We start from the raw sequence: 25,870 nt of genomic DNA on the forward strand, positions 1-25,870 counted from the left end.
GGCTCCTGCTTAAGGCCGCGAGGCGGCGTCAGTGACCACGAAGGACCTGGGCAACGGTCGCAACGTTATGGGCGAGGTGCAGCGGATTGATTGTCCCGACGATGGCACTGGCCACGCCGGGCTGGGCGAACAGCAATTCGAAGCTGGCGCGCACCGGATCCACGCCGGGACTCAGGCACACATGACCGCTGGCCAGGGCCTTCTTCACCAGAATGGCTTTACCGTGGGCAGCAGCATAGTCAATGACCGCCTTCTCGTTTTGTTCGTTCAGATTGTAGGTGACCATCGCGCAGTCGCCTTGCTCCAGTGCTTTCAAACCACCATCGACCGTCTTGCCGGAGAAACCGAAGCCGCGAATCTTGCCCTCGGCCTTCAGTGCCGCGAGGGTTGCGTAGACTTCGCTGTCGTTGAGAATCGCCAGATCGTTGCCGTCGGAGTGCACCAGCACCAGATCGATAAAATCGGTTTCAAGACGTTGCAGGCTGCGCTCCACCGACATCCGCGTGTGAGCGGCGCTGAAGTCGTGACTCGACTGGCCGTCGACGAATTCTTCGCCGACCTTGCTGACGATCACCCAGTCCTGACGCTGACCGCGCAGCAGTGGGCCGAGGCGTTCTTCGCTGCGGCCATAGGCCGGGGCGGTGTCGATCAGGTTGATGCCCAGCTCCCGCGCCTGCTTGAGCAGCATGCGCGCAGCGTCGTCGTCGGGGATCTGGAAGCCGTTGGGATATTTCACGCCCTGGTCGCGGCCAAGTTTGACGGTGCCCAGGCCCAGCGGCGAAACCAGCAGGCCTGTGCTGCCCAGCGGGCGATGCAGATCGTGCAGGGTCGGCAGGCTCATGGCAGCAGTTGCTCCCAGGCGGGAACGCCCATCGGTGGTTTTGGCAGCTCGGGCAACGGAGCTACGTGGCTTGGCTGGATGCCGTCGCGTTCCAGGGAGGCAATCACCCGGTCAGCGAAGTCCGGGGCCAATGCGAGCTTGGTTGGCCAGCCGACCAGCAGGCGACCTTCTTCGGCGAGGAACGCGTTGTCCGGGCGGGTAAGACCGGTTTGCAGCGGTTCGGCGCGATCGACGCGCAGGGTCGCCCATTGCACGGTGCTCAGGTCGATCCATGGCAACAACTGGCCAAGTTCTTTCTGGGCGGTGGCGATCTGTTCGGCCGGCTCACGGGCCACGCCTTCGGATTCGGCAATGTCGCCGCCCAGATACCAGACCCACTGACCGTCAGCGGCCGGGTGGGTGGTCACGGTGATGCGCGGTTTGGTGCCGCCACCGAGGCAGTGCGCGTACAGCGGCTTCAGGCCCGGGCCCTTGGCGATGATCATGTGCAGCGGCCGGCGTTGCATGGCCGGATGAGTCAGGCCCAAAGCAGTCAGCAGGTCGGCGGTACCGGCACCGGCGCTGAGGACGATGCGCTGGGCACGAATCTCGCGGCCATCGACTTTCAGACCGACCAGCACACCGCTTTCCAGTAACGGCTCGATGTCGTGGCCGGCGAGCAGACCGTCACCCGACAAATCCGCCAGACGCTGGATCAGGCTTGGCACGTCGATCACCAGCTCGGCGAGACGGTAGACCTTGCCCTTGAAGCGTTTGTCTTGCAGGGCCGGCGGCAGTTGATCGCCCTTGACCTGATCGACCCGGCCACGCACCGCTTTGCTGGCGAAGAAACTGGTCAGATTGCCGGCCAGTGTGCCCGGCGACCACAGGTAATGGGCTTCGGACAACAGGCGCACGCCGGTCAGGTCCAGTTCGCCGTTGCCGGCCAGGGCTTCACGCCAGCGGCGCGGCATGTCGGCGATGGCTTCCGAGGCACCGGTCAGCGCACCGTGCAGCGCGTACTTGGCGCCGCCGTGGATGATGCCCTGGGACTTCACACTCTGCCCGCCGCCGAGGCTGGCACTTTCCACCAGCACGGTCGAGAAACCCTGGCGACGCAGGCGCGCGTTCAGCCAGAGACCGGCGACACCCGCGCCGACAATCAGCACGTCGGTGGAAATTGGAGATGGCATGCAACGACCTCAAGGCTCAAATAAGCCGCAAGTTTCAAGCTTCAAGCTGCAAGCTGCAACCCGAAGGGGAAAAATCGGCTTGGCTTGGCTTGCAGCTTGTGGCTTGAAGCCTGTCGCTGCTGTTAATGGCCGGCGGTTTTCGAGAAGAGTTGAATCACCACCACGCCGAGCACGATCAGCGCCATTCCGAGCATCGCCGGGATATCCAGCTTCTGCCCGTAGATGAACAGCGCCGCGACACTGACCATCACGATGCCCATGCCGGCCCACACCGCGTAGGCCACGCCCACCGGCACGCTGCGTACCACCAGGGTCAGCATCCAGAACGCGATGCCATAACCGACGATGACCAGCAGCAGCGGCAAAGGCGTGCTGAAGCCTTTGACGGCTTTCATCGAAACGGTCGCGATCACTTCGGCACAGATGGCGATGGCCAGGTAGACGTAAGCGTTCATGTTCAAATCCTCGTGTGTAGCATTGCTTGCTGAGGCGGCATTCTAGTGACTCCCCAGATGGGGTAAAGTCATTACCTATCTGTTTAAAAGATGGGTTGGCCTGATGAGCATGCAATGGAATCTGGAGCAGTTGCGGGTGTTTGTCGGCGTTGCCGAGCAGCGCTCGTTTTCCGCCGTGGCACGTCAGCAGCGCAAGGCGCAGTCGGCGATCAGCAGCGCGATTGCCATGCTCGAGGACGACCTCGGTGTCAGCCTGTTCGAGCGTAGCAGTGGTCGCCAGCCGATTCTTACCGAAGCAGGGGAGGCGTTGCTGGAGGAGGCGCGTGAAGTGTTACGCCAGTGCGAGCGCCTGAACGGCCGGGCCGTGGCCATGATGCGCGGGCAGGAAGCGCAGCTGCGGGTGGCCCAGGATGAGGCGATGCCCTATCAGGCGCTGGTGGAAAGCTTCGCCGCCCTGGCCGAGCAGTTTCCCAGTCTGGAAGTCCAACTGACCAGCGCCGCCCAAGGTGAGGTTTCACGCAAACTGGTGGAGCGCCGGGCCGATCTCGGGCTGCTGTTCTATCACGATGAAATCCCTGAAGCGCTGGAGCGCCGGGTGCTGGGCAGTGTGGAAATGGTCACGGTCTGCGGCGTCAACCATCCCTTGGCAGCGCAGGCTTACGTCACCTGCCAGCAACTGGCGCAGCATCGGCAGTTGTTGATGTCGACCCAGACCAGCATTTATCCCGGCAACGAACCGGCCAGTCCGCAGGTATGGCGCGCTGACAGTTTCTACGTGATGGCCGAATGGCTGGTGCGTGACCTCGGCTGGGCCTGGCTGCCGCGCCACGTGGTGCAGTACTCGGCGTATCAGGGCCTGATGGTGGAACTGGACAGCGAATGGACGCCGCCGGCGCTGGTGGTGGAACTGGTCTGGCGCCGTGATGAACCGCTTGGACCGGCGGCGCGCTGGCTGGCGGAGCGATTTGCCATACACCTGCGGGCGATCGGCGGCAAAAGCCGATAAACTCCGCCGCCATGAATAGAACTCTCTACACCGCGCTGTTTTACCTGGGGCTGCCATTGGTGGCGATTCGGCTGTGGCTGCGTTCGCGCAAGGCGCCGGCGTATGCCAAGCGGATTGGCGAACGTTTCTCCTATGGCCTGCCGACCTTGCAGCCCGGAGGTATCTGGGTTCACGCCGTCTCGGTGGGCGAGAGCATCGCGGCTGCGCCGATGATCCGTGCGCTGCTGCAACGTTATCCACAACTGCCGATCACCGTGACCTGCATGACGCCGACCGGGTCGGAACGCATTCACGCAATGTTCGCCAACGAGCCGCGCATCCAGCATTGCTACCTGCCTTACGACTTGCCCTGCGCGGCGGCGCGTTTTCTGGATCGCGTGCAGCCGAAACTGGCAGTGATCATGGAAACCGAGCTTTGGCCCAACCACATTCACCAATGCGCCAAACGCGGGATTCCGGTGGCGCTGGCCAACGGACGCCTGTCCGAGCGTTCGGCCAAAGGCTATGGCCGCTTCAGCAAACTGACCGCGCCGATGCTCGCCGAGATGAGCCTGTTCGCCGTGCAGACCGAGGCCGAAGCCCAGCGCTTCCGTGATCTCGGTGCGCGTGCGGAGACAGTTGAAGTCACCGGCTCGATCAAGTTCGACCTGACCATCGACCCGCAACTGCTGCAACGCGCCGCTGAACTGCGCGGCCAATGGCAGGCGCTGGAACGGCCGGTATGGATCGCCGCCAGCACCCATGAAGGCGAAGACGAAGTGGTGCTGAATGCCCATCGCCGTTTGCTGGCCAACCATCCCGATGCACTGCTGATTCTGGTGCCGCGTCACCCCGAGCGTTTCAACTCGGTGTTCGAGTTGTGCCAGCGTGAAGGCTTTGCCACGGTGCGCCGTTCCACCGGCGCGAGCGTCGATGCGCAGACTTCGGTGCTGCTCGGCGACACCATGGGCGAGTTGCTGTTTCTCTACGCCCTGGCCGACAGCGCGTTTGTTGGCGGCAGTCTGGTGCCCAACGGCGGACACAATCTGCTGGAACCGGCAGCCTTGGCGAAACCGGTGATCAGCGGCCCTCACCTGTTCAACTTCCTCGACATCGCCGCGCAACTGCGCAGCGCCGGGGCGCTGGCCGAGGTCGATGACGCTGAAGGTCTGGCGACAGAAGTGCAGCGTCTGTTCGAACTGCCGCGCGACGCACAGCGCATGGCCGATGCCGGGCTGAGCGTGATGCGCCGTAATCAGGGCGCGTTGCAGCGCTTGCTCGATGGCCTGGGAAGGTTGATCGACCGCGCATAAAAAAACGCAGCCTCGGGGCTGCGTTTTTTGTTTAAGGCCGGGCCTTGAGCTGGGCTTCCGCAGCCTTGGCCAGATCCGGCGGCAGGAAATCCTTGTCCGGGTTGTAGTCGGCCTTCAGATAACGCGTCAGATCCTGCAGGTCGCCTGGGTTCAATGTCCCCGCTGCCTGCTTCAGACGCAGGTTGTCGAGGATGTAGTCGTAGCGGGTGTTGTTGTAGTTGCGCACCGAGGTGTAGAGCTGACGCTGGGCGTCGAGCACATCGACGATGTTGCGCGTCCCCACCTGGTAACCGATTTCCGTGGCTTCCACCGCGCTCTGGTTGGAGATGATCGACTGGCGGCGCGCCTGCACCTGCTCGACGTCGGTGTTCACCGCGCGGTGCAGGTTGCGGGTGTTCTCCACCACTTGCCGGCGCAGGCCTTCACGCTGCTGCTCGGTCTGGTCCAGCCGCGAGTAGGACTCGCGCACCTGGGAGCTGGTCAATCCGCCACTGTAGATCGGGATGTTCAGTTGCAGGCCCACGGTGCTCTGCTCGACGTTGCCACTGTACGGCGTACCGAACGCGTTCGGGTTGGAGAAGCCGAGGGCGTCGTTGTCGCCCTTTTCGTATTTGGCCACGGCGTCGAGGGTCGGCAGGTGGCCGGCCTTGCGCTGTTTCAGGGTCTGTTCGGCGGAGCTGACCGCGTAGTTGCTGGCCAGCAGATTGAGGTTCTGTTTCGCGGCGGTATCGACCCAGGCCTTGGCGTCGTTCGGCGCCGGCGGCAGGATCGGCAACGTGTGGACGATGCCCTGGATCGAGTTGTACTGGCGGTTGGTCAGGGTGATCAGCGCTTGGAACGCATCATCGACCTGACGCTGGGCGACGATCCGGTTGGCCCGCGCGGTGTCGTAGCTGGCTTGCGATTGCAGCACGTCGGTCTTGTCCGACAGACCCACATCGAAGCGCTCGTTGGACTGGTCGAGCTGGCGCTTGAACGCGGCTTCCTCGGCCTTGGTCGAGGCCAGGTTGTCCTGGCTGCGCAGCACGTTGAAGTAGCTTTCGGCGGTTTGCAGGATCAGGTTCTGCTCGGTGGCCGAGAGTTGCAGCGCGGCCTGCTCATTGACGTCCTTGGCGGCCTGGTACTGGAACCAGCGATCGGCGCGGAACAGCGGTTGCGCCAGCGTCGCCTGATAGGAGTGCGCGCTGCGATTGGCGATGGCCGAGGGCTGGTCGATCGAGGTGCGCACATTGGCGACTTCAGCGCCGCCCGACAGGTTCGGCAGCAGCCCGGCGCGGGCCTGGGGCACCACTTCTTTCTGCGCACCGTACTGGGCGCGGGCGGCGGCCAGGTCGGCGTTGTTGTCGACGGCTTCCTGATAAACGCTGACCAGATCGGTCCTGGTCGATAAAGGCGCTTCTGCTGCCCAGGCCGTTGCGGTGGACGCACAAGACACGGCGACAGCCAGTGAGAGTTTGCGCAGCATGAGGCGATCCCTAGCATGAATATTATGGAAATAATCCGGGCGCCAAAGGTAAGGCGCGGCCCATGCAGCGTCAAGGCGCAGCATGGCGTAGCGAGTGTAGTAGCGCCGGCGGCAGGCAACAATCTGCCAATTGCGCCATTCATCATGGTGTTTGCCACGGTGTTGGCGTTCTTTGCCGGTTGTGTCTAGACTGGCCGGGTTCTTGTCGGGGTGCCTTGCTATGAGGCTGAGATCGAATAATTTCGGATCCCGTTGAACCTGATCAGGTTAGCGCCTGCGTAGGGAACAAGATTTCTCGTCACCCGGCGAGTCCTCTTGTGCTTCGTCCGGGAAATTGTTCGACAATCGAACGCTCGACGACGATGCACAGCACCAGTCCTGGTGCGTCCGTGCCTTTCAGGTTCTGCTCCGACAATCCACTGCCTGGATGCTGTCTGGAGAGCCCGTGATGACTACAAAATCTAAAAGCGCGATCAACCTGAGTGACTCGGCCAAGGTCGACGAGCAGTCGGTTCAACCGTTCACCCGTTCGCAAAAAGTCTACGTTCAGGGCTCCCGCCCGGACATCCGCGTGCCGATGCGCGAAATCACCCTCGATGTGACCCCGACCGACTTCGGCGGCGAAATCAACGCGCCGGTCACCGTCTACGACACCTCCGGCCCGTACACCGATCCGAACGTGGTGATCGACGTGCGCAAAGGTCTGGGCGACGTGCGTTCGGCGTGGATCGACGACCGTGGCGACACCGAGCGCCTGCCAGGCCTGAGCTCGAATTTCGGTCAGGAGCGTCTGGCCGATCCTGAGCTGACCAAACTGCGTTTCGCCCACGTCAACAACCCGCGCCGCGCCAAGGCCGGGGCCAACGTCAGCCAGATGCACTACGCGCGCAAAGGCATCATCACCGCCGAGATGGAATACGTCGCCATCCGCGAAAACATGAAGCTGCAAGAAGCCCGCGCTGCCGGCCTGTTGAAACAGCAGCACGCCGGCCACAGCTTCGGTGCGAGCATTCCGAAAGAAATCACCCCTGAGTTCGTGCGCGAAGAAATCGCCCGTGGCCGCGCGATCATTCCGGCCAACATCAACCACGTCGAACTGGAACCGATGATCATCGGCCGTAACTTCCTGGTGAAGATCAACGGCAACATCGGCAACAGCGCGCTGGGTTCGTCCATCGAAGAAGAAGTGGCGAAACTGACCTGGGGCATTCGCTGGGGCTCGGACACCGTGATGGACTTGTCCACCGGCAAACACATTCACGAAACCCGCGAGTGGATCATCCGCAACTCGCCGGTTCCGATCGGCACCGTGCCGATTTATCAGGCGCTGGAAAAAGTGAATGGCGTCGCCGAAGACCTGACCTGGGAGCTGTTCCGCGACACGCTGATCGAGCAGGCGGAGCAGGGCGTCGACTACTTCACCATCCACGCCGGCGTGTTGCTGCGCTACGTGCCGCTGACCGCCAAACGTGTGACCGGCATTGTGTCCCGTGGCGGTTCGATCATGGCCAAGTGGTGCCTGGCGCACCACAAAGAGAACTTCCTCTACACCCACTTCGACGAAATCTGCGAAATCATGAAGGCCTACGACGTCAGCTTCTCGCTGGGCGACGGTCTGCGTCCGGGCTCGATTGCCGACGCCAACGACGAAGCGCAATTCGGCGAACTGGAGACCCTCGGCGAGCTGACCAAGATCGCCTGGAAGCACGACGTGCAATGCATGATCGAAGGCCCCGGCCACGTGCCGATGCAGTTGATCAAAGAGAACATGGACAAGCAGCTGGAGTGCTGCGACGAGGCGCCGTTCTACACTCTCGGCCCGCTGACCACCGACATCGCACCGGGTTACGACCACATCACCTCGGGTATCGGTGCGGCGATGATCGGCTGGTTCGGTTGCGCGATGCTTTGCTACGTGACGCCGAAGGAACACTTGGGTCTGCCGAACAAGGATGACGTGAAGACCGGGATCATCACCTACAAGATCGCCGCTCACGCAGCTGACTTGGCCAAAGGACATCCGGGCGCGCAGATCCGCGACAACGCCTTGAGCAAGGCGCGTTTCGAATTCCGCTGGGAAGACCAGTTCAACCTCGGTCTGGACCCGGACACCGCCCGTTCGTATCACGATGAAACCCTGCCGAAGGACTCGGCGAAGGTCGCGCATTTCTGTTCGATGTGCGGGCCGAAATTCTGCTCGATGAAGATCACTCAGGAAGTCCGCGAATACGCGGCCAACCAGCGGATCGACGCGGTCGACGTGGATGTCGCCCAGGGCCTGGCGGAACAGGCCGAGCGGTTCAGGAAGGAAGGCAGTCAGCTGTACAAGAAAGTCTAGCCACGAGCGGCAAGCTACAAGCTACAAGAGGAGAAGCAGTCCGCATATCGCTTCTGACTTGTAGCTTGCAGCTTGCAGCTTTTTTTCTGCTTCTCTGTGAGAAACGTCCTTGAGCATTCAACCCGGTACTTATTCCCCCGACCTCGCCGTGCCCGCCAACCAGCGTGTGTTCGGCGGTCGCGATCTGTTTTCCCTGTGGTTTTCCCTCGGCATCGGCCTGATGGTGTTGCAGACCGGTGCGTTGCTGGCGCCGGGGCTGGGCCTGTCGGGATCGCTGCTGGCGATCTTTCTCGGCACCCTGGTCGGCGTTCTGTTGCTGGCCGCCGTTGGCGTGATCGGCAGTGACACCGGCCTGTCGTCGATGGCCGCGCTGAAACTCAGCCTCGGCAGCAAAGGCGCGAGCCTGCCGGCGCTGCTCAACCTGCTGCAACTGATCGGTTGGGGTTCGTTCGAAATCATCGTCATGCGCGATGCGGCCAGCCTGCTCGGCACCCGTGCGTTCAGCGAAGGTTCGCTGTGGGCCAGTCCGATGCTGTGGACGCTGTGCTTCGGCGCATTGGCGACATTGCTCGCGGTCAGCGGGCCGTTGACGTTCGTGCGCAAGATTCTGCGCAAGTGGGGCATCTGGCTGATTCTGGCCGCGTGCATCTGGCTGACCTGGAATCTGTTCGCCAAGGCCGATCTCGCCGCCTTGTGGGCACAGGCCGGGGATGGCTCGATGCCGCTCGCCGTGGGCTTCGACATCGCCATCGCGATGCCGCTGTCGTGGCTGCCGCTGATTGCCGACTACTCGCGTTTCGGCAAGAAGGCGAAGAACGTGTTCGGTGGTACGGCGATCGGTTTCTTCATCGGCAACTTCTGGCTGATGAGCCTCGGCGTGGCCTACACGCTGGCATTCGCGCCGAGCGGTGAAGTCAACGCGCTGCTGCTGGCACTGGCCGGCGCCGGTCTGGGGATTCCGCTGTTGCTGATTCTGCTGGACGAGTCGGAGAACGCTTTCGCCGACATTCACTCGGCAGCGGTTTCCAGTGGGATTCTGTTGCGTCTGAAAGTCGAGCATCTGGCGCTGGCCATCGGGGTGATCTGCACCCTGATCGCCTTGCTCGCGCCGTTGGCGCAGTACCAGAACTTCCTGTTGCTGATCGGCTCGGTGTTCGCACCGCTGTTCGGCGTGGTGCTGGTGGATCACTTCATCCTGCGCAAGCGCAGTGCCCAAGTGGCGCCGGCCGCGTTGCGCTGGCCGGCACTATTGGCCTGGCTGGGTGGCATCAGCACCTATCACTTGTTGGCCAATCTGTATCCGGATGTCGGCGCGACCCTGCCGGCGCTGGTGCTGGCAGGGCTGCTGCAACTGGTGCTCGGCCGGGCTTTCAGTTACGGCCGGGAAACAGCTCGGGCTTGAGAATGCCGTTCAGGCGCGGGTAAGGGATCTTCAGTTCGACGTGGCCCAGCGCATAAGGCGCGATGGTGGTCACGTCGTACTTGAGGATCACGCCGCCGTAGGTCAGCGCCACGTTCGGGGTTTTGACGAACGGCCAGCTCTTCACGAATTCCGGTTCCTGATCGAGCTTGGTGCTGATCAGCCAGCTGTTGTGCGCCACTTGCGCCGCTTTCCAAAATGCCTCTTCCTGACCCGGCAGCAGCATGTCCGCCAGGGTCAGCACCTTGTGTTGCTGACGCGAATAGTTGATGAAACCGCGTCCCGGCGTACCGTGGGCACCGCCGGTGTCCAGGTAGCTCGAGGTTTCGATGATCACCAGACCGTCATGCTGCTCGCGTACTTTCGCCTGCAAATAGCTGCTGTTGCGCGGGCCGGCGTTGGCCAGGAACTGCTCGCGATACGCTGCCAGCGTCGGCGCCACCGGGGCGTTCGGTGCGGTGCGGGTCATTTGCAGCAGGCGTTTTTCGATGATGCCGTCCAGCGCCGGTTCTGCCGGGAAGCGCAACGTATCGATGTTTACCAACGGACAGTCCTGGTTGGAACAACCGGGTTTCAGCGTTTCCGAGGCGTCGCGGGTGGTTTCCAGCGGCGTGCGCAGGTTGGGCTGGAACAGGCTGGCGCAGGCGCCCAGGGTCAGGGCGATGGCGGCCACGGAGGCAATTTTGAAAAGCGACATGGGCGTCCTTTCTGAAGCAGGGGAAGGCAAAAAGTTACCGCTTCGACTCTCAACGAAGCGGTCAGTTCGCCACTAAGCTAATTAGAGTGGGTTTCGCCTCCACCGTCCATCCCGCTGACAGCAAAGGGGCTGCATCAAACGTCACCGGCGCGTTAGGATGGCGCGAAGTCGAGGTCGCAGGTAAGGCGCCTCGTATTGGATTTGCAGTAAAGAGGATGCTCATGACCGATTTTGCCAAAGCCATTCCGACCGCCGTCGATATCGTGCGACGCGAGCAGTGCTACAAGGGCTTCTACAAGCTCGACCGTCTGCACTTGCGCCACGAACTGTTCGCCGGTGGCATGAGCCGCGAAATCAATCGTGAAGTGTTCGTGCGCCACGATGCGGTGTGCATGCTGCCCTACGATCCGCAGCGCGATGAAGTGGTGCTGATCGAGCAGTTTCGCGTCGGGGCTCTGGGCAAGGCGGACAACCCGTGGCTGGTGGAACTGGTCGCCGGTCTGATCGACAAGGACGAACAGCCGGAAGAAGTTGCTCACCGCGAGGCGCAGGAGGAAGCTGGGCTGGACATCAAAGCCCTGTGGCCGATGACCAAATACTTTCCATCGCCGGGTGGCAGCAACGAGTTCGTACATTTGTATCTGGGGCGTTGCAGCACCGAAGGCGCGGGCGGCCTGCATGGGCTGGAGGAAGAAGCCGAAGATATTCGCGTCACGGTCTGGGCCTTTGAAGATGCCTTGCAGGCCGTACGTGACGGACGGATTGCCAATGCGGCGAGCATCATCGCCTTGCAGTGGCTGGCGCTCAATCGCGCCGAAGTGAGGGGGCTATGGTCGTAAACAAGTTGCGCGATCGCTACCGCGTCGACCTCGCAGGGCTGCAAGCCGCCTGCGAGGCGAACTACGCGCGCCTGATGCGACTCTTGCCGGACATGCGCAGCGACCCCGAAGCGCGGCGCATCGCGGTAACCCAGGGCGACCAGATGCTCGGCGTGCTGACTCTGGAAGTGCTGCAGGCCTGTCCGTACACCACGACTCTGCAGGTGCGTCAGGAACACAGCCTGCCATGGCTGCCGGTGCCGCAACTGGAGGTGCAGGTCTATCACGACGCGCGTATGGCCGAGGTGATCAGTGCCGAGCATGCGCGACGCTTTCGCGGCGTCTATCCTTACCCGAATGCGGCCATGCACCAGCCGGACGAAAAAGCCCAGCTCAATCTGTTCCTGGGTGAATGGCTGAGTCATTGTCTGGCGTGCGGACACGAATACGCGGCAGTCCGATAACCAGCGCAAGTTGTGAACTGCGTCCGGTTCGCCGGTTTCTCTTTGTGGTGTCCCCCCCGCATAATTGCCGCACCTATCCAGTCCCGCGATCCCGGGGGAGAACGCCTTGCCGAGCGTATCGACTTTGACCACCGCCGACACGGCGTTGCTGGTGCAACTCTCTGACAGCCATCTGTTCGCCGAGGCGGAAGGAACGCTGCTGGGCATGAACACCCGTGAGAGTCTGCAAAAAGTCATCGAGCTGGTGCTCGAGCAGCAACCGCGGATCGACCTGATCGTGGCCAGCGGCGACCTGTCCCAGGACGGTACGCTGGAGTCCTACCAGCAATTCCGGCAGATGACGGCGCAGATCGACGCGCCGGCCCGCTGGATCCCCGGCAACCACGACGAACCGCAAATCATGGCGCAGGCGACGGTGAAGAGTGCATTGCTGGAGTCTGTGGTGGATGTCGGCAACTGGCGTGTGACCCTGCTCGATTCGGCGGTGCCCGGATCGGTGCCGGGGTATTTGCAGGATGACCAACTGCAATTGCTCGCCCGCTCCCTGAGTGAAGCGCCGGATCGCCATCATCTGGTGTGCTTTCACCATCATCCTGTGTCGATCGGTTGCGCCTGGATGGAGCCGATCGGCTTGCGCAATCCGGAAGCGTTTTTCGACGTGCTCGACCGTTTCCCGCAGGCCCGCGCCGTACTGTGGGGACATGTCCATCAGGAAATCGACCGCGAACGCAACGGCGTAAGGCTGATTGCCTCGCCGTCGACCTGCATTCAGTTCGAGCCAGGCAGTGAAGATTTCAAGGTCGGCGAGCAGGCACCGGGGTATCGCTGGTTGCGCTTGTTGCCGGATGGGCGGCTGGAGACCGGCGTGGAGCGTGTCACCGGTTTTGATTTTCAGGTGGATTACGGCTCCAACGGTTACTGATTGACGGATGCAGCGCTGATTTCCTCGGGTGCTGGCCCAACATCCCCTGACTCCCTGTAAACTCCGCTTTCTTCAGCCGACGCCCAGGGAGCTCAAATGTCCGGTTCGATTCTCTATATCCATGGTTTCAACAGCGCGCCGGCCTCGAAAAAGGCCTGTCAGCTGGTCGAGGTGATGGAGCGGCTGGGGTTGAGCGACCAACTGCGTGTGCCGGCGCTGCATCACCACCCACGCGAAGCCATCGGTCAGCTGGAACAGGCAATCGCCGAACTCGGCCGGCCATTGCTGGTGGGAAGCTCGCTCGGCGGCTACTATGCGACTCACCTGGCCGAGCGCCATGGCCTGAAAGCCCTGCTGGTCAACCCGGCCGTCAGCCCGCACCGGATGTTCGACGGACACCTGGGCACCCAGAAAAACCTGTACACCGACGAAACCTGGGAGCTGACCCACGACCACGTGACGGCCCTGGCCGAGCTGGAAGTGCCGGCGCCGCAGGATCCGCAGCGATATCAGGTATGGTTGCAGACCGGGGATGAAACGCTGGATTATCGCCTTGCCCAGCAGTATTACCGGGCCTGTGCCTTGCGCATTCAGGCCGGCGGCGACCACAGTTTCCAGGGATTTGTTACACGATTGCCGGCATTGCTCGGCTTTGCCGGGATTGGCGCCGATACCTATCAGGCAATCGATTTCACCGCACTGTGAAGTCTTGCCCCATTTTCATTGAATCACTGACGACGAGACCCTATGGCCACTCCCAGCGCTAGCTCCTATAACGCCGACGCCATCGAAGTCCTCTCGGGCCTCGACCCGGTGCGCAAACGCCCCGGCATGTACACCGACACCAGTCGGCCGAACCACCTTGCCCAGGAAGTCATCGACAACAGTGTCGACGAAGCCCTGGCCGGCCACGCCAAATCGATCCAGGTCATCCTCCACGCCGACCACTCGCTGGAAGTCTGCGACGATGGCCGTGGCATGCCGGTTGACATCCACCCGGAAGAGGGTGTTTCGGGCGTTGAACTGATCCTCACCAAGCTCCATGCGGGCGGCAAGTTTTCCAACAAGAACTACCAGTTCTCCGGCGGTCTGCACGGGGTGGGTATTTCCGTGGTCAACGCCTTGTCGACCCAGGTGCGGGTGCGGGTCAAGCGTGACGGCAACGAATATGAAATGACCTTTGCCGACGGCTTCAAGGCCACCGATCTGCAAGTGATCGGCACCGTCGGCAAGCGCAATACCGGGACCAGCGTGTACTTCGCGCCGGACCCGAAATACTTCGACTCGCCGAAATTCTCCATCAGCCGCCTCAAGCATGTGCTCAAGGCCAAGGCCGTTCTGTGCCCGGGGCTGCTGATCAGCTTCGAAGACAAAGGCACCGGCGAAAAGGTCGAGTGGCATTACGAGGATGGCTTGCGCTCCTATCTGGTGGATGCGGTCAGCGAATTCGAGCGTCTGCCGGATGCGCCGTTCTGCGGCAACCTGGCCGGCACCAAGGAAGCGGTCGAGTGGGCCCTGCTTTGGCTGCCGGAAGGCGGCACCTCGGTCACTGAAAGCTACGTCAACCTGATCCCGACGGAGCAGGGCGGTACCCACGTCAACGGTCTGCGTCAGGGTCTGCTCGACGCGATGCGCGAGTTCTGCGAATTCCGCAGCCTGCTGCCGCGCGGCGTGAAGCTGGCACCGGAAGACGTCTGGGAGCGCATCGCTTTCGTTCTGTCGATGAAGATGCAGGAACCGCAATTCTCCGGTCAGACCAAGGAACGTCTGTCGTCCCGTGAAGCGGCGGCGTTTGTCTCCGGCGTGGTCAAGGATGCGTTCAGCCTGTGGCTCAACGCCAACCCGGAAACCGGTCTGGCCCTGGCGGAACTGGCGATCAGCAACGCTGGCCGGCGCCTGAAAGCCAGCAAGAAAGTTGAACGCAAGCGCATCACCCAGGGCCCGGCATTGCCGGGCAAGCTGGCCGATTGCGCCGGGCAGGACCCGATGCGTTCCGAGCTGTTCCTGGTGGAAGGTGATTCCGCCGGCGGTTCGGCCAAGCAGGCGCGAGACAAGGAATTTCAGGCGATCCTGCCGTTGCGCGGCAAGATCCTCAACACCTGGGAAGTCGACGGCAGCGAAGTGCTGGCCAGCCAGGAAGTGCACAACATCGCCGTGGCCATCGGTGTCGATCCGGGCGCCGAGGACATGAGCCAGCTGCGCTACGGCAAGATCTGCATCCTCGCCGACGCCGACTCCGACGGTCTGCACATCGCAACCTTGCTCTGCGCCTTGTTCGTCCAGCATTTCCGCCCACTGGTGGATGCCGGTCATGTCTACGTGGCAATGCCGCCGCTGTACCGCATCGATCTGGGCAAAGAAATCTACTACGCCCTCGACGAAGCCGAGCGCGACGGGATCCTCGACCGTCTGGTGGCCGAGAAGAAGCGCGGCAAGCCGCAGGTCACCCGATTCAAAGGCCTGGGTGAAATGAACCCGCCGCAACTGCGCGAAACCACCATGGACCCGAACACCCGGCGCCTGGTGCAGTTGACCCTCGGGGACGACTTCGCCCAGACCTCGGAAATGATGGACATGTTGCTGGCGAAAAAACGCGCCGGCGACCGCAAGACCTGGCTCGAATCCAAGGGTAACCTTGCCGAGGTTCTGGCCTGATGCGGTTTGGCTGGGCCTTGGCGGGTGCATTGCTGCTGGGTTCGATGACGGTGTCGGCGGAGCCTGTGCAAGAATTGCGCGTGCTCGCCGAACACCCGGTCGAAGGCATGCGCGGCGGCAACCTGTCGGGGCTGGCCTTGTGCGGCAATGACCTGTGGACCGTTTCGGACCGCGACGATGATCAGATCTACCGTCTCGATATCCGCGACCGGGTCTGGCAGGCTACGGCCGTACGCATCGATCCGCCGAAAGTGCCGGACAGCGGCTTGCCGTGGGGCATCAGTTCGCGCACCTGGGCGGCGTCGTTCATTCGGGGCGGGGATCTGGATTTCGAAGGCATCAGCTGTGACAGCGCAGGCAACCGCTACATCGTCAGCGAAGCCCACGCGGCCGTGCTGCAAGTGCCGCCGCAGGGGCCGTCGTCGTGGCTGAAAATCTCGCCGATGATGGTTCGCGAGGCGCGGGCCAGCGGCATGCTGCTGCAATTCAACGCGTTATTCGAAGGGCTGGCGATCAACCCGGCGGGCGATCAGATGTGGCTGGCTGCCGAGCGGCAAAGTCGCGGTTTGTTGCTGATCAAACGCCAGCAGACGGTGTGGGATTGTGACGGTCGCTGCGTGCTGCTCAGTGAAGGCGGCATGGAAATGCAACCGCCGCAGTTCCCGAAAGCCCGTCCGGTCAATCGGGATTTTTCCGATATCTCCCTGTTCAACGGCAAGCTGTTTACCCTTGAGCGCAACGCGTACCAGATCTGTCGTCGCGATGCGCAGACGGCCAGGGTCGAGCTCTGCTGGTCGTATGCGGCCGAGCTGTTGCAGGCCAATCGGCGTTATTCACAGAACTTCGGCCTGGAAGAGGCGCTGGTGGTCGATGCTCAAGGCGCCTGGATCGGCGTCGACAACAATTTCGGCCCTCGCGCCGACGGCGAGGTTCGCCCGATCATCTGGCGTTTCGCCGCGCCTGAGGGTGGCTGGAGCGCCAAGCCGTGAGCCAGCAACCGCCGGGCAAGCGCGCCGGTCGGGTGCTGATGATTCTGGCGTGGTGCGCGGCGCTGTTTCTGGCCACGCGGTTTTTCAGCCAGTGGGAAGAACGCCAGCGTAATCCCAATGTGGAAGTGGCTTCGCAGCAGGGCAACGGCTTTATCGAAGTGAAATTGATCGGCAACGCCCAGGGACATTTTGTCGCCAGCGGCCTGATCAACGGTCGGCCGGTGGAGTTCATGCTCGACACCGGCGCGACCGATGTGGCAATCCCGGCCGAGGTGGCGAAAGACCTCAGGCTGGAAGAAGGTTTCGGTGTGACCCTGAGCACGGCCAATGGCCTGAGCCAGGGCTATCGCACCCGTATCGACCGCCTGCAACTGGGCGACATCGTGTTGCGGGATGTCCGCGCACTGGTGGCGCCCGGCCTGCATGGCGATCAGGTGCTGCTCGGCATGAGCGCCCTGAACAAACTTGAATTTACCCAGCGCGGTGGCACCATGCTGCTGCGCCAGACAACGAACCGATGAGGCCCGCATGAGCGACTCCCTTGATCTCAGCCTGGACGGTGTAGAACGCCGCTCGCTGGCTGACTTCACCGAAAATGCCTACCTCAACTACTCCATGTACGTGATCATGGACCGCGCCCTGCCGCATATCGGCGACGGCCTGAAACCGGTACAGCGGCGTATCGTCTACGCCATGAGCGAGCTGGGGCTGGATGCCGATTCCAAGCACAAGAAGTCGGCGCGTACCGTCGGCGACGTGCTCGGCAAATTCCACCCGCACGGCGACTCGGCGTGCTACGAAGCGATGGTGCTGATGGCCCAGCCGTTCAGCTATCGCTACACGCTGGTGGACGGCCAGGGCAACTGGGGTGCGCCGGACGATCCGAAGTCCTTCGCCGCCATGCGTTACACCGAAGCGCGGCTGTCGCGTTACTCCGAAGTGCTGCTCAGCGAATTGGGCCAGGGCACCGCAGACTGGGGCCCGAACTTCGACGGCACCCTGCAGGAACCGCTGGTGTTGCCGGCACGTTTGCCGAACATCCTGCTCAACGGCACCACCGGGATCGCCGTGGGCATGGCCACCGACGTGCCGCCGCACAACCTGCGCGAAGTCGCCACCGCCTGCGTGCGCCTGCTCGATGAGCCGAAAGCCACGGTCGAACAGCTCTGCGAACACATTCAGGGCCCGGACTACCCGACCGAAGCGGAAATCATCACCCCGCGCGCCGACCTGCTGAAAATGTACGAAACCGGCAAGGGCTCGGTGCGCATGCGCGCCGTGTACCACGTCGAGGACGGCGACATCATCGTCACCGCGCTGCCGCACCAGGTCTCCGGGGCCAAGGTGCTGGAACAGATCGCCGCGCTGATGCAGGCCAAACCATCGAAAGCCCCGCAGATCGCCGACCTGCGTGATGAATCCGACCACGAAAACCCGTGCCGCATCGTGATCATCCCGGTCAACAGCCGTGTCGATCACGAAGCGCTGATGCAGCACCTGTTCGCCAGCACCGAGCTGGAGTCGACCTACCGGGTCAACGTCAACATCATCGGTCTGGACGGCAAGCCGCAGCTGAAAAACCTCCGTGCGTTGCTGGTGGAGTGGCTGGAATTCCGCGTGCTGACCGTGCGTCGCCGCTTGCAATTTCGCCTCGACAAGGTCGAGCGTCGCCTGCACCTGTTGGACGGTTTGCTGATTGCCTACCTCAACCTGGATGAAGTGATCCACATCATCCGTACCGAGGAGCATCCGAAAGCCAAACTGATCGAGCGTTTTGCCCTCAGCGAAATCCAGGCCGACTACATCCTCGACACCCGTCTGCGTCAGTTGGCGCGACTGGAAGAGATGAAGCTGCGCGACGAGCAGGACGAACTGCTCAAGGAACAGGCCAAGCTGCAAGCCCTGCTGGGCAGCGAAGCCAAGTTGAAGAAACTTGTGCGCAGCGAACTGTTGAAAGATGCCGAAACTTACGGCGATGACCGTCGGTCGCCAATCGTCGAGCGCGCCGAAGCCAAGGCGCTGACCGAGCACGATCTGCTGCCGAACGAGAAAGTGACCGTTGTGCTGTCGGAAAAAGGCTGGATCCGTTCGGCGAAGGGCCACGATATCGACGCCACCGGCCTGTCGTACAAGGCCGGCGACGGCTTCAAGACTTCGGCGGCGGGGCGTTCGAACCAGTCGGCCGTGGTCATCGACTCCACGGGCCGCAGTTACTCGCTGGCCACCCACACCCTGCCATCGGCACGGGGTCAGGGCGAGCCGTTGACCGGCCGTCTGACGCCACCGCCGGGCGCAACGTTCGAATGCGTGCTGATGCCTGAAGAGGACTCGCTGTACGTGATCGCCTCCGACGCCGGCTACGGTTTCGTGGTGAAAGGCGAAGACCTGCAAGCCAAGAACAAAGCCGGCAAGGCCCTGTTGAGCCTGCCGAACAACGCCAAGGTGATCGCGCCGCGTCCGGTTGCCGATCGCGAACACAACTGGCTGGCTTCGGTAACGACCGAGGGTCGCCTGCTGATCTTCAAGATCAGCGATCTGCCACAATTAGGGAAGGGCAAAGGCAACAAGATCATCGGTATTTCCGGTGAGCGTGTGGCCAGTCGCGAAGAATATGTCACGGACATCGCCGTTCTTCCGGAAGGCGCCACCTTGGTGCTGCAGGCCGGAAAACGCACCTTGTCGCTGAAGGCCGACGACCTCGAACACTACAAAGGTGAACGTGGTCGCCGTGGTAACAAACTGCCACGTGGCTTCCAGCGAGTGGATGCGCTGCTCGTCGAAAACCTCAATTAGGCGTCCTAGACGCTCCGATCTACGATTTAACCCGTAGATCGGCGCTTTGGCGCTGGAGTCGGAACGCATATTCACGGATGATATGGCCTTTCCAAGCGCCGGCGTGGCCGAGCGTTATTCATATTTATTGAGTATTTTCACTGTGGTCAGCCTTGTGGCGGCCACCTGGACGGGATGATGACTTCTCTGCGCCCCCTTATTTTCCTGCTCGCCGGCGTTCTTGGTCTGGCGGGTTGCAGCGTTCACCAGCCGGTGTCGCTGTATCAGCTGGACAGCGGAAGTCCGGCCCAGCCTGCGCAAAGCGCGGGCATGGCAGTTTTGCTGGGCCCTGTGATCGTTGCCGATTACCTGCAACGGGAAACCCTGTTGCAGCGTCAGCCGGACGGCAGCCTGCAGGCCTCGACCGATGGTCGCTGGGCCGGTAGCCTTTCATCGGACATCGATCAGTTGCTGTTGCGTCAGGTTGCCGGGCATCTGGACAGTCAGCGCGTGGTGCTGGCGCCAGCGACCCTGGGCTTCACCCCGGATGTGCAGGTGCTGTTGACCATCACTCGTCTGGATTCCGGTGCCAAGCAACCGGCGATTCTGGACGCGCAATGGCGCCTGATCGACCGCCGTGGCCAGGTGCGTGACAACCGCATCGTCCATCTGCAGGAGCAACATGCCGGTACCACCGCCGCACAGGTGCAGGCGCAGGGCGTGTTGTTGCAGCGTCTGGCCGAGCAACTGTCGGTAGCGCTCAAACCGTTGGCCAATCAGCCACCGGTCGCCGAGGCGCCACGCAAGTCGGCACCGAAACCGGCAGCGCCGGCGTCGGAAGCCGAGAAACAGCCGAAGATACCGATGGCTTCGCCGATTCGTACGGATATGGAAGTGTTTCGCTTCTAAGGCTGGAATGAGTCAGGACAGAGCCCGCCTTGTGCGGGCTTTGTTGTGTCTAGAGCGGTGAAAAGTCAAAAGCCCCTCACCCCCGCCCTCTCCCGGAGGGAGAGGGGGCCGACCGAGGTGTCTGGCGTTATCCATCGACCTGAAAGATCTTGGCGATTATGGATTTGGCGCAGTGCGGTCTTACGATTGTGGATTCGGCACGGCACGTTCAGGTCGGTGTAGATACCCAATATTCTCCTATCAGTCCCCTCTCCCTCTGGGAGAGGGCTAGGGTGAGGGGGCTCCAAAGCCTGGCGCAATCACGAAAACCCCACGCACAAAAAAGCCCGCAGACAATCACTCGTCTGCGGGCTTCTTCACATCAAGGGCAGGGCCTCAGGCCCGACGCTCATGCATCCGCGCCAGTTGCCGCTCAAGCATTGACGGATAAGGCTCCATCAACCGCTCCACGCAGCAAGCCCCCTCAGGGCTGGCAATCGGCCGGATTCGTGCGCGCTGGCGAATCAGCGCGTCGTCACCGATCTTGCGCTCCACCAGCAGCAGGTTGCGGCTGTGTTGCGACAGAGCCAGGGCGTCCTGGGCGGAGTCGGTCAGCAACAGGTCGATCTGGCTCAGGCCGAACAGCTCGTCGCCGAGGGTCAGGCCCAACTGCAATTGCAGGGTGATGCCGCTGTCGGCGACTTCGATCTGCAACTGATGGCCCAGCGCCCGCAGCAGCTCGCCGCAGCAGATGGCGTTGGTCAGGTAATCGTCGCCGCTGTCTTCGGTGTGGAACAGCATCAGCGTGCTGCCGTCGTTCAGGGTTTCGATTTCGCCCTGATACAGCGAAGCGGCCTGCTCCAGGCAGTCGCGATAGCGATCCTGCAACTCATCCAGACGTGCGCGCGGCAAACGGCGCAGTTGTTCCTGCGAGCCCAATTGCACCGCCAGCACCGCCGTGTGTTGCGGCACGCTCGGGGTCGGTCGGCGCACGGCCGGTTGCGCGGTATCGCTCAGCGATTCGTCACGCAGATCGGCGAACGGGTCTTCGTCATCGTCGTCTTCAACGGTGCTGACCACATGGCGTGGCGCAGGCTTCTGCGCAGCCATCGGGCGGCTTTCGTCGAAACTCGGATCACGCAGGTTGCGCACTTCGAATTCCGGCTCGTCGTCCTCGAACTCGGGTTCCGGTTCCGGCTCCGGTTCGGCCGGCTCCGGGGCGTAGTTGGCGTGCAACTGGCGGGCAAGATCGCCGATCTCGTCCTGACGCTCGATACCCGGCGTGTATTCGTCGATCCGGCGCAGCCACACGCGCAATTGCAGCAGCGGCGTGGAGATGTGCCGGCCCAGACGCAGGCTCAGGGCCAGGGACAGTGCCAGCAGGATTGCACTCAGGATGCCCATGCTTTGCAGGCTGATGGTCATCGGCTGCTGGAACTGATCCATGTCCAGGCTGATGCGCAGTTGTCCGGCGGTCACGTCCTGGAAGGTGATCTTGCTCTCGTACATGCCCTCGGCTTCGCCCAGCAGGCCGTGCTTGGGCCGCTGACCGGACTCGGCGAGGATGCGGTTGTCCACACTGTAGATGGCGGCGTGGGCCACCAGTTTGTTCTTGGTCAGGTTGTTGAGCAGCACGTTGAGGCTGAGGATGTCGTTGGACACCAGCAGTTCGGTGGCAGAGGTGGCGGTCTGCGTAGTCAGGCTTTCGCCCAGCGCATCGGCCTGCTCGTGCATGGCCTGCTTGAACTGCAGGCCCATCACGCAGGCATAGATCACCAGGGCCAGGGCGACCAGGATCACGTTATGGCTGGCGATGCGCAATGCAATCGGTACACGGCGGTGGCGCAGTGCACGGAAGATCAGCAGAAAGAAGTTATCGGTTTTAACTGGCGTGGGCCGGTTCACTGAGCTCGGCTCTTTTGTCCGTGAAGTTGACGCGCAGTATAGCGACAGGCCCTAGACCGGCAAAGCGCTGGCGGTGCCCGATGGTCACTGAAAGTGGGTAGAATGCGGTTTTTTTCCAGTTGCGGGGGTGCGCGTTGCGCGAAATCGTCCTGATTAACATCACGGGAGTCGACCGTCCGGGTCTGACGGCGGCCATTACCGGTGTTCTGGCCCAGGGTGGTGTGAATATCCTCGACATCGGTCAGGCGGTGATCCACGACATGCTGTCGTTCGGCATCCTCGTGGAAATCCCCGATTCCGAGCAAGGCAAGTCGGTGCTCAAGGATATCCTGTTCAAGGGCTATGAGCTTGACCAGCAGGTGCGTTTCACCCCGGTGTCCGAAGAGGATTACCAGCAATGGGTGGGCAATCAGGGCAAGAAACGCCACATCGTTACCCTGCTGACTCGCAAGGTCACCGCCGGCCAGTTGCAGGCCGTGAGCTCGATCACCGCCAAATACGGCCTGAACATCGACCATATCGACCGTCTGTCGGGTCGCATGCCGCTGGACACCCCGGCTGACAAGGGCAAGGGCTGCATCGAGTTCTCCGTACGAGGCGAAGCGGCCGACCCGCAGGCCCTGCGCGCCGAATTCCTCAGCGTGGCTCAGGAGCTGAACGTCGACATCGCCTTCCAGGAAGATTCGCTGTTCCGTCGCAACCGTCGTCTGGCGGTGTTCGACATGGACTCGACCCTGATCGAAGCCGAAGTCATCGACGAACTGGCCAAAGCCGCCGGCGTCGGCGATCAGGTTTCGCAAATCACCGAGCGGGCAATGGCCGGCGAGCTGGACTTCCGCGCCAGCTTCAAAGAGCGCCTGGCGTTGCTCAAGGGCCTGGATGTCAGCGTGCTCGATTCGATCGGCGCCTCGCTGCGCCTGACCGAGGGCGCCGAAACCCTGTTCGCCGAACTCAAGCGTCTGGGCTACAAGACCGCGATTCTGTCGGGCGGCTTCACCTACTTCGCCAAGCAATTGCAGGCAAAACTCGGTATCGACTACGTGTTCGCCAACGAACTGGAAGTGGTCGACGGCAAGTGCACCGGCGTGGCAATCGAGCCGATCGTCGATGCCCAGCGCAAGGCCGATCTGCTGAAACAGCTGGCTGAAAAAGAAGGTTTGCGTCTGGAGCAGACCATCGCCGTGGGCGACGGCGCCAACGACCTGCCGATGCTGGCGATTGCCGGTCTGGGCGTGGCGTTCCGCGCCAAGCCGCTGGTCAAGCAGTCGGCGAAGCAGGCGATCTCGACCCTGGGGCTGGATGGCGTGCTGTACCTGCTGGGCTTCCGCGATCGCGACGGACAGCTCTGACGTCGGCGCAGGATCGCAGCCCTCGGCTGCGGTCCTGGCTCAAAGGGATTTCCACAACGAGTCGAAATCTTCCTCGCTTCCGCCATTCTGCGCGGCCTCCAGCGAGCGATAGGCAAACTGATTGAAACTGTGAGTGCTTGCCACCCGCCGATCCAGCCCGGCGCGGTGCTCTTCACCCTGGGTGTTGATCAGCACTTTATTGCCTTCCTGAAACGGCAGCCGTGGCGCCAGTAACGTCGCCGGCAAGTCGATCGCACTGATTTCCGGCAATAACAACCCTCGAAGGTAATGGCTGTGATCATCCCGGGTGCGCACCAGCTGCAAGCCGCAGGGCTGAGCGTGGGGCGCCACCAGTTCGATGCCCATTTGCGTACCGGCGCCGCGCACCTGGCGGATCCAGCGCACCACGGCAATGCTCCAGCCCTGATTGAGGCTGTCCTGAATCCCGACCATTTCCCCGGCCTGCAATTCGGCAGGTACTTCTTTTGGCCAGGCCAGGCAGTAACCGCCGGGGCTGTGGTTGATGACGGGCAAGGCATAGGTCGGATAATGCGGCGGGCTGTCGGTGCCGCTTTCGTCGTCGGCCAGCGGTTCGTAGCGGATTTCCTCGTAGGGCAGCAATTCCTCGGACGTACCCTGTGGCGCGGCATCGAACGCCTGGCTCCAGCTGTCCTTTTCCCCCTGAACCACCGCGCGGCTGAAATTCGCCGCACGGGCGCCGGGGTGCTTGAGCAATTCGCTGAAAGTGCGTTCGCCGCCGAGGTAGAAGTGCAGGGCGCTCATACCGACGCACACGGTCAGGTTGCCCTGGCCGACGGTGCGCTGAAAGCTGCGCTCGGCGGTTTCGCCCCAGGTCGCGTGCAGGTGTTGCAGGGTGTCGAGGGTCAGGCCGGCCGGCACGGGCAGCGGCGTCGTTGTGTCCTGATGCTGAAGGTGCGCCTCGATGGCATTCACCAGCGGTTGCGGATCAAAACCGAGCAACCCTGCCTGTTGCTCGCTGCGAAACTGCGAGCGGTAACGCGGGCCGGCGTCGATGTCTGCCGAGACCGCGAACAAGCCCGCGCCCGGATTGGCGGGCTGCAGCTTCAGCCACGCGCTCCAGGGTTCCACCACCTGGGCCAGGCGCGCGATCTGATTCTGTCGCAACTGATTGCAGCGGGCGCTGCCCAGCAACAGGGCCGCGAGGTAGGTCTGCTCGACGCTCAGCTCTGCGGTCAGGCTGGCGAGGTCGTCGCGTACCCGGCGATGCTGAAGTTGCAGCTCGCAGGCGCAGCGAAACAATTGATGCAGTTCGAACCACAGCTGTTCCGGCGCCGGGCTGTACAACTGCGTGGCGCGAACCAGTTGCCCTTTCAGCGCGTGGGCCGCCCGCTGCAACGCTTCGCTCACCAGGGCTGCGCGATCCCGGGAGTACTTGGGCGCGATCCGCAGAATGATGTGTTTGTAACCGATGGCCAGCTGACTTTGCAGGGCCTGGCACAGATTGCTGATCTTGCGTGAGCGCTCATCGAGCATGATCGCCTGATGCAGAAAATGCCGTTCCAGATGCTGGCAGACGAAATACACCTCGGGCCGCAGAAGCTCCAACAGATGCAGGCGGTTGTCGCTGGGGGTCAGCAGTTGATTGAGTTCGTTGAGGCCTTGATACAGCAGGCGCGCGGTTTCGCCGATGTTGGCCTTGGGCAGGTCGGCGATCCAGCGTTTGAGGTCGCGCGGGGTGGCTTCACAGAAGGACAGGCGCAACTGCGTGGGCGTCGGGGCGCTCAGTGGTGGTCGGGATCGTGGCTCACTCATGCCGTGACAAGCTCCGGCGGCGAATAGGGCAATGCCCAAAACTCTAGCAGTTGTGGTCTGTTTCGCAGGTGTTTGTCAGGGTTTTTTACCGTTGGTCTACTGGCCTGGTGCCATTCCCGCAGGCGCTACTAGTCTCTCAGACGTGCGATCGGAAACGCACGGTTGCACGGCCTGCCGTCAACGTCGGGGCAGGTCTCCCGAAACTTCAAGGAGATGAGGTTCATGTCTAAATACGCAGTGGCAAATCAATGGGGCGGTAGTTCGGCACCTTGGCATCCGGGTGGAACCTGGGTGCTGGGCGCGCGGGACAACCAGAACGTCGTCGCGATCGAGATCAAGTCCGGCGACGGTGGCAAAACCTTTACCGGCACCATGACCTACGCCGGTGAAGGCCCTATTGGCTTCAAGGCTCAGCGCACTGGCCAGAACCAGTACAACGTCGAGAATCAGTGGGGTGGCAACGATGCCCCCTGGCATCCAGGTGGCAAGTGGGTGATCGGCGGGCGGGATAACCAGAACGTTATCGCGTTGAGCGTCACGTCGAGTGACGGCGGGAAAAACCTCAGTGGCACCAATACCTACGCCAACGAAGGGCCGATCGGCTTCCGTGGGCAGATAGAGTAACGGC

At 62.3% G+C, this 25,870-nt stretch carries 22 protein-coding genes and 1 riboswitch; of the genes, 15 read left to right on the top strand and 7 right to left on the bottom strand.

Annotation, left to right across the window (positions count from 1 at the left end; translation table 11 throughout):
- Positions 1–28: 28 nt before the first annotated feature.
- The 3 genes from ACEN93_RS19355 to ACEN93_RS19365 all read right to left on the bottom strand — a co-directional run bounded on the left by ACEN93_RS19355 (position 29) and on the right by ACEN93_RS19365 (position 2,468).
- Positions 29–841 (bottom strand): aldo/keto reductase, encoded by an 813-nt coding sequence (locus ACEN93_RS19355; RefSeq protein WP_103386579.1) that lies wholly within the window; start codon positions 839–841, stop codon positions 29–31.
- On the bottom strand, positions 838–2,013 hold the full coding sequence (locus tag ACEN93_RS19360) for an NAD(P)/FAD-dependent oxidoreductase (RefSeq protein WP_495610393.1): 1,176 nt from the start codon (positions 2,011–2,013) through the stop codon (positions 838–840). The genes ACEN93_RS19355 and ACEN93_RS19360 overlap by 4 nt, the downstream gene beginning before the upstream one ends.
- Positions 2,014–2,135: 122 nt before the next feature.
- Positions 2,136–2,468 (bottom strand): DMT family transporter, encoded by a 333-nt coding sequence (locus ACEN93_RS19365; protein ID WP_085654394.1) that lies wholly within the window; start codon positions 2,466–2,468, stop codon positions 2,136–2,138.
- 103 nt (positions 2,469–2,571) lie between these two features.
- Here ACEN93_RS19365 and ACEN93_RS19370 point away from each other — a divergent pair, with 103 nt between their 5' ends.
- Together ACEN93_RS19370 and waaA are read left to right on the top strand one after the other, a co-directional pair.
- Positions 2,572–3,474 carry a LysR family transcriptional regulator gene (locus ACEN93_RS19370; protein ID WP_414881416.1) on the top strand — a complete coding sequence of 301 codons (903 nt, stop codon included), beginning with the start codon at positions 2,572–2,574 and terminating at the stop codon, positions 3,472–3,474.
- An 11-nt stretch (positions 3,475–3,485) separates the two neighbouring features.
- Entirely contained in the window at positions 3,486–4,766 is a 1,281-nt protein-coding gene (gene waaA, locus ACEN93_RS19375; RefSeq protein WP_039766585.1) for a lipid IV(A) 3-deoxy-D-manno-octulosonic acid transferase, read from the top strand.
- A 31-nt stretch (positions 4,767–4,797) separates the two neighbouring features.
- Here the strand turns inward: waaA and ACEN93_RS19380 are convergent, their stop codons facing one another.
- Positions 4,798–6,231: a TolC family outer membrane protein gene (locus tag ACEN93_RS19380; RefSeq protein WP_039766588.1), complete on the bottom strand. Its 1,434-nt coding sequence runs from the start codon at positions 6,229–6,231 to the stop codon at positions 4,798–4,800.
- Positions 6,232–6,427: 196 nt separating this feature from the next.
- A riboswitch (TPP riboswitch) is annotated at positions 6,428–6,533 on the top strand.
- A gap of 146 nt (positions 6,534–6,679) precedes the next feature.
- On the opposite strand from ACEN93_RS19380, the gene thiC reads away from it, so the two are divergent.
- The gene (gene thiC, locus ACEN93_RS19385) at positions 6,680–8,569 is read left to right on the top strand and encodes a phosphomethylpyrimidine synthase ThiC (RefSeq protein ID WP_085648060.1); all 1,890 of its coding nucleotides are present in this window, start codon (positions 6,680–6,682) and stop codon (positions 8,567–8,569) included.
- A 109-nt stretch (positions 8,570–8,678) separates the two neighbouring features.
- Positions 8,679–9,971, top strand: a complete 1,293-nt coding sequence (gene cytX, locus ACEN93_RS19390) for a putative hydroxymethylpyrimidine transporter CytX (RefSeq protein WP_039766592.1) — start codon at positions 8,679–8,681, stop codon at positions 9,969–9,971.
- Here the strand turns inward: cytX and ACEN93_RS19395 are convergent.
- Positions 9,940–10,686: an RsiV family protein gene (locus ACEN93_RS19395; RefSeq protein ID WP_074689622.1), complete on the bottom strand. Its 747-nt coding sequence runs from the start codon at positions 10,684–10,686 to the stop codon at positions 9,940–9,942. The genes cytX and ACEN93_RS19395 overlap by 32 nt on opposite strands.
- 221 nt (positions 10,687–10,907) lie before the next feature.
- Between ACEN93_RS19395 and ACEN93_RS19400 the strand changes: the two genes are divergently transcribed.
- The 9 genes from ACEN93_RS19400 to ACEN93_RS19440 all read left to right on the top strand — a co-directional run bounded on the left by ACEN93_RS19400 (position 10,908) and on the right by ACEN93_RS19440 (position 20,215).
- Positions 10,908–11,525, top strand: a complete 618-nt coding sequence (locus ACEN93_RS19400) for an NUDIX domain-containing protein (RefSeq protein WP_007952223.1) — start codon at positions 10,908–10,910, stop codon at positions 11,523–11,525.
- A complete protein-coding gene (locus ACEN93_RS19405; protein WP_039766596.1) occupies positions 11,516–11,968 on the top strand; it encodes a DUF1249 domain-containing protein in 453 nt (150 codons plus the stop codon). The genes ACEN93_RS19400 and ACEN93_RS19405 overlap by 10 nt, the downstream gene beginning before the upstream one ends.
- A gap of 106 nt (positions 11,969–12,074) precedes the next feature.
- Positions 12,075–12,890, top strand: a complete 816-nt coding sequence (gene cpdA / locus ACEN93_RS19410) for a 3',5'-cyclic-AMP phosphodiesterase (RefSeq protein ID WP_495610394.1) — start codon at positions 12,075–12,077, stop codon at positions 12,888–12,890.
- 96 nt (positions 12,891–12,986) lie between these two features.
- Positions 12,987–13,595 carry a YqiA/YcfP family alpha/beta fold hydrolase gene (locus ACEN93_RS19415; protein ID WP_039766600.1) on the top strand — a complete coding sequence of 203 codons (609 nt, stop codon included), beginning with the start codon at positions 12,987–12,989 and terminating at the stop codon, positions 13,593–13,595.
- A 42-nt stretch (positions 13,596–13,637) separates the two neighbouring features.
- Positions 13,638–15,545, top strand: coding sequence for a DNA topoisomerase IV subunit B (gene parE, locus ACEN93_RS19420; protein ID WP_039766602.1), 1,908 nt, complete (start codon positions 13,638–13,640; stop codon positions 15,543–15,545).
- Positions 15,545–16,534: an esterase-like activity of phytase family protein gene (locus tag ACEN93_RS19425; protein WP_039766604.1), complete on the top strand. Its 990-nt coding sequence runs from the start codon at positions 15,545–15,547 to the stop codon at positions 16,532–16,534. Before parE ends, ACEN93_RS19425 begins: the two co-directional genes overlap by 1 nt.
- Positions 16,531–17,055: a retropepsin-like aspartic protease family protein gene (locus ACEN93_RS19430; RefSeq protein ID WP_039766607.1), complete on the top strand. Its 525-nt coding sequence runs from the start codon at positions 16,531–16,533 to the stop codon at positions 17,053–17,055. Before ACEN93_RS19425 ends, ACEN93_RS19430 begins: the two co-directional genes overlap by 4 nt.
- Positions 17,056–17,062: 7 nt before the next feature.
- Entirely contained in the window at positions 17,063–19,327 is a 2,265-nt protein-coding gene (gene parC, locus ACEN93_RS19435) for a DNA topoisomerase IV subunit A (protein WP_039766608.1), read from the top strand.
- A 177-nt stretch (positions 19,328–19,504) separates the two neighbouring features.
- Complete coding sequence (locus ACEN93_RS19440; protein WP_495610395.1) at positions 19,505–20,215, top strand: PqiC family protein; 711 nt, start codon at positions 19,505–19,507, stop codon at positions 20,213–20,215.
- 375 nt (positions 20,216–20,590) lie between these two features.
- Here the strand turns inward: ACEN93_RS19440 and ACEN93_RS19445 are convergent, their stop codons facing one another.
- Complete coding sequence (locus ACEN93_RS19445) at positions 20,591–22,099, bottom strand: AhpA/YtjB family protein (RefSeq protein ID WP_490843044.1); 1,509 nt, start codon at positions 22,097–22,099, stop codon at positions 20,591–20,593.
- A 134-nt stretch (positions 22,100–22,233) separates the two neighbouring features.
- On the opposite strand from ACEN93_RS19445, the gene serB reads away from it, so the two are divergent.
- Positions 22,234–23,448 (top strand): phosphoserine phosphatase SerB, encoded by a 1,215-nt coding sequence (serB, locus tag ACEN93_RS19450; RefSeq protein WP_039766615.1) that lies wholly within the window; start codon positions 22,234–22,236, stop codon positions 23,446–23,448.
- Between the two features lie 39 nt (positions 23,449–23,487).
- On the opposite strand, the gene ACEN93_RS19455 is transcribed toward serB, so the two are convergent.
- Complete coding sequence (locus ACEN93_RS19455; RefSeq protein WP_163973913.1) at positions 23,488–25,242, bottom strand: cyclic-di-GMP receptor FimW-related protein; 1,755 nt, start codon at positions 25,240–25,242, stop codon at positions 23,488–23,490.
- 222 nt (positions 25,243–25,464) lie between these two features.
- On the opposite strand from ACEN93_RS19455, the gene ACEN93_RS19460 reads away from it, so the two are divergent.
- Positions 25,465–25,866 (top strand): lectin OAA family protein, encoded by a 402-nt coding sequence (locus ACEN93_RS19460; RefSeq protein WP_039766619.1) that lies wholly within the window; start codon positions 25,465–25,467, stop codon positions 25,864–25,866.
- Positions 25,867–25,870 lie beyond the last annotated feature (4 nt).

It is taken from the genome of Pseudomonas sp. Pseusp21, assembly GCF_059492145.1.

What these genes read in the sequence shown, in the direction of transcription:
- thiC (WP_085648060.1), top strand. Translation starts at nt 6,680, where the DNA reads ATGACTACAAAATCTAAAAGCGCGATCAACCTGAGTGACTCGGCCAAG.
- ACEN93_RS19440 (WP_495610395.1), top strand. Translation starts at nt 19,505, where the DNA reads ATGACTTCTCTGCGCCCCCTTATTTTCCTGCTCGCCGGCGTTCTTGGT.
- ACEN93_RS19360 (WP_495610393.1), bottom strand. Translation starts at nt 2,013, where the DNA reads ATGCCATCTCCAATTTCCACCGACGTGCTGATTGTCGGCGCGGGTGTC.
- parE (WP_039766602.1), top strand. Translation starts at nt 13,638, where the DNA reads ATGGCCACTCCCAGCGCTAGCTCCTATAACGCCGACGCCATCGAAGTC.
- ACEN93_RS19460 (WP_039766619.1), top strand. Translation starts at nt 25,465, where the DNA reads ATGTCTAAATACGCAGTGGCAAATCAATGGGGCGGTAGTTCGGCACCT.
- ACEN93_RS19400 (WP_007952223.1), top strand. Translation starts at nt 10,908, where the DNA reads ATGACCGATTTTGCCAAAGCCATTCCGACCGCCGTCGATATCGTGCGA.
- ACEN93_RS19415 (WP_039766600.1), top strand. Translation starts at nt 12,987, where the DNA reads ATGTCCGGTTCGATTCTCTATATCCATGGTTTCAACAGCGCGCCGGCC.
- ACEN93_RS19370 (WP_414881416.1), top strand. Translation starts at nt 2,572, where the DNA reads ATGAGCATGCAATGGAATCTGGAGCAGTTGCGGGTGTTTGTCGGCGTT.
- ACEN93_RS19425 (WP_039766604.1), top strand. Translation starts at nt 15,545, where the DNA reads ATGCGGTTTGGCTGGGCCTTGGCGGGTGCATTGCTGCTGGGTTCGATG.
- parC (WP_039766608.1), top strand. Translation starts at nt 17,063, where the DNA reads ATGAGCGACTCCCTTGATCTCAGCCTGGACGGTGTAGAACGCCGCTCG.
- ACEN93_RS19405 (WP_039766596.1), top strand. Translation starts at nt 11,516, where the DNA reads ATGGTCGTAAACAAGTTGCGCGATCGCTACCGCGTCGACCTCGCAGGG.
- ACEN93_RS19355 (WP_103386579.1), bottom strand. Translation starts at nt 841, where the DNA reads ATGAGCCTGCCGACCCTGCACGATCTGCATCGCCCGCTGGGCAGCACA.
- ACEN93_RS19455 (WP_163973913.1), bottom strand. Translation starts at nt 25,242, where the DNA reads ATGAGTGAGCCACGATCCCGACCACCACTGAGCGCCCCGACGCCCACG.
- ACEN93_RS19395 (WP_074689622.1), bottom strand. Translation starts at nt 10,686, where the DNA reads ATGTCGCTTTTCAAAATTGCCTCCGTGGCCGCCATCGCCCTGACCCTG.
- waaA (WP_039766585.1), top strand. Translation starts at nt 3,486, where the DNA reads ATGAATAGAACTCTCTACACCGCGCTGTTTTACCTGGGGCTGCCATTG.
- ACEN93_RS19365 (WP_085654394.1), bottom strand. Translation starts at nt 2,468, where the DNA reads ATGAACGCTTACGTCTACCTGGCCATCGCCATCTGTGCCGAAGTGATC.
- ACEN93_RS19380 (WP_039766588.1), bottom strand. Translation starts at nt 6,231, where the DNA reads ATGCTGCGCAAACTCTCACTGGCTGTCGCCGTGTCTTGTGCGTCCACC.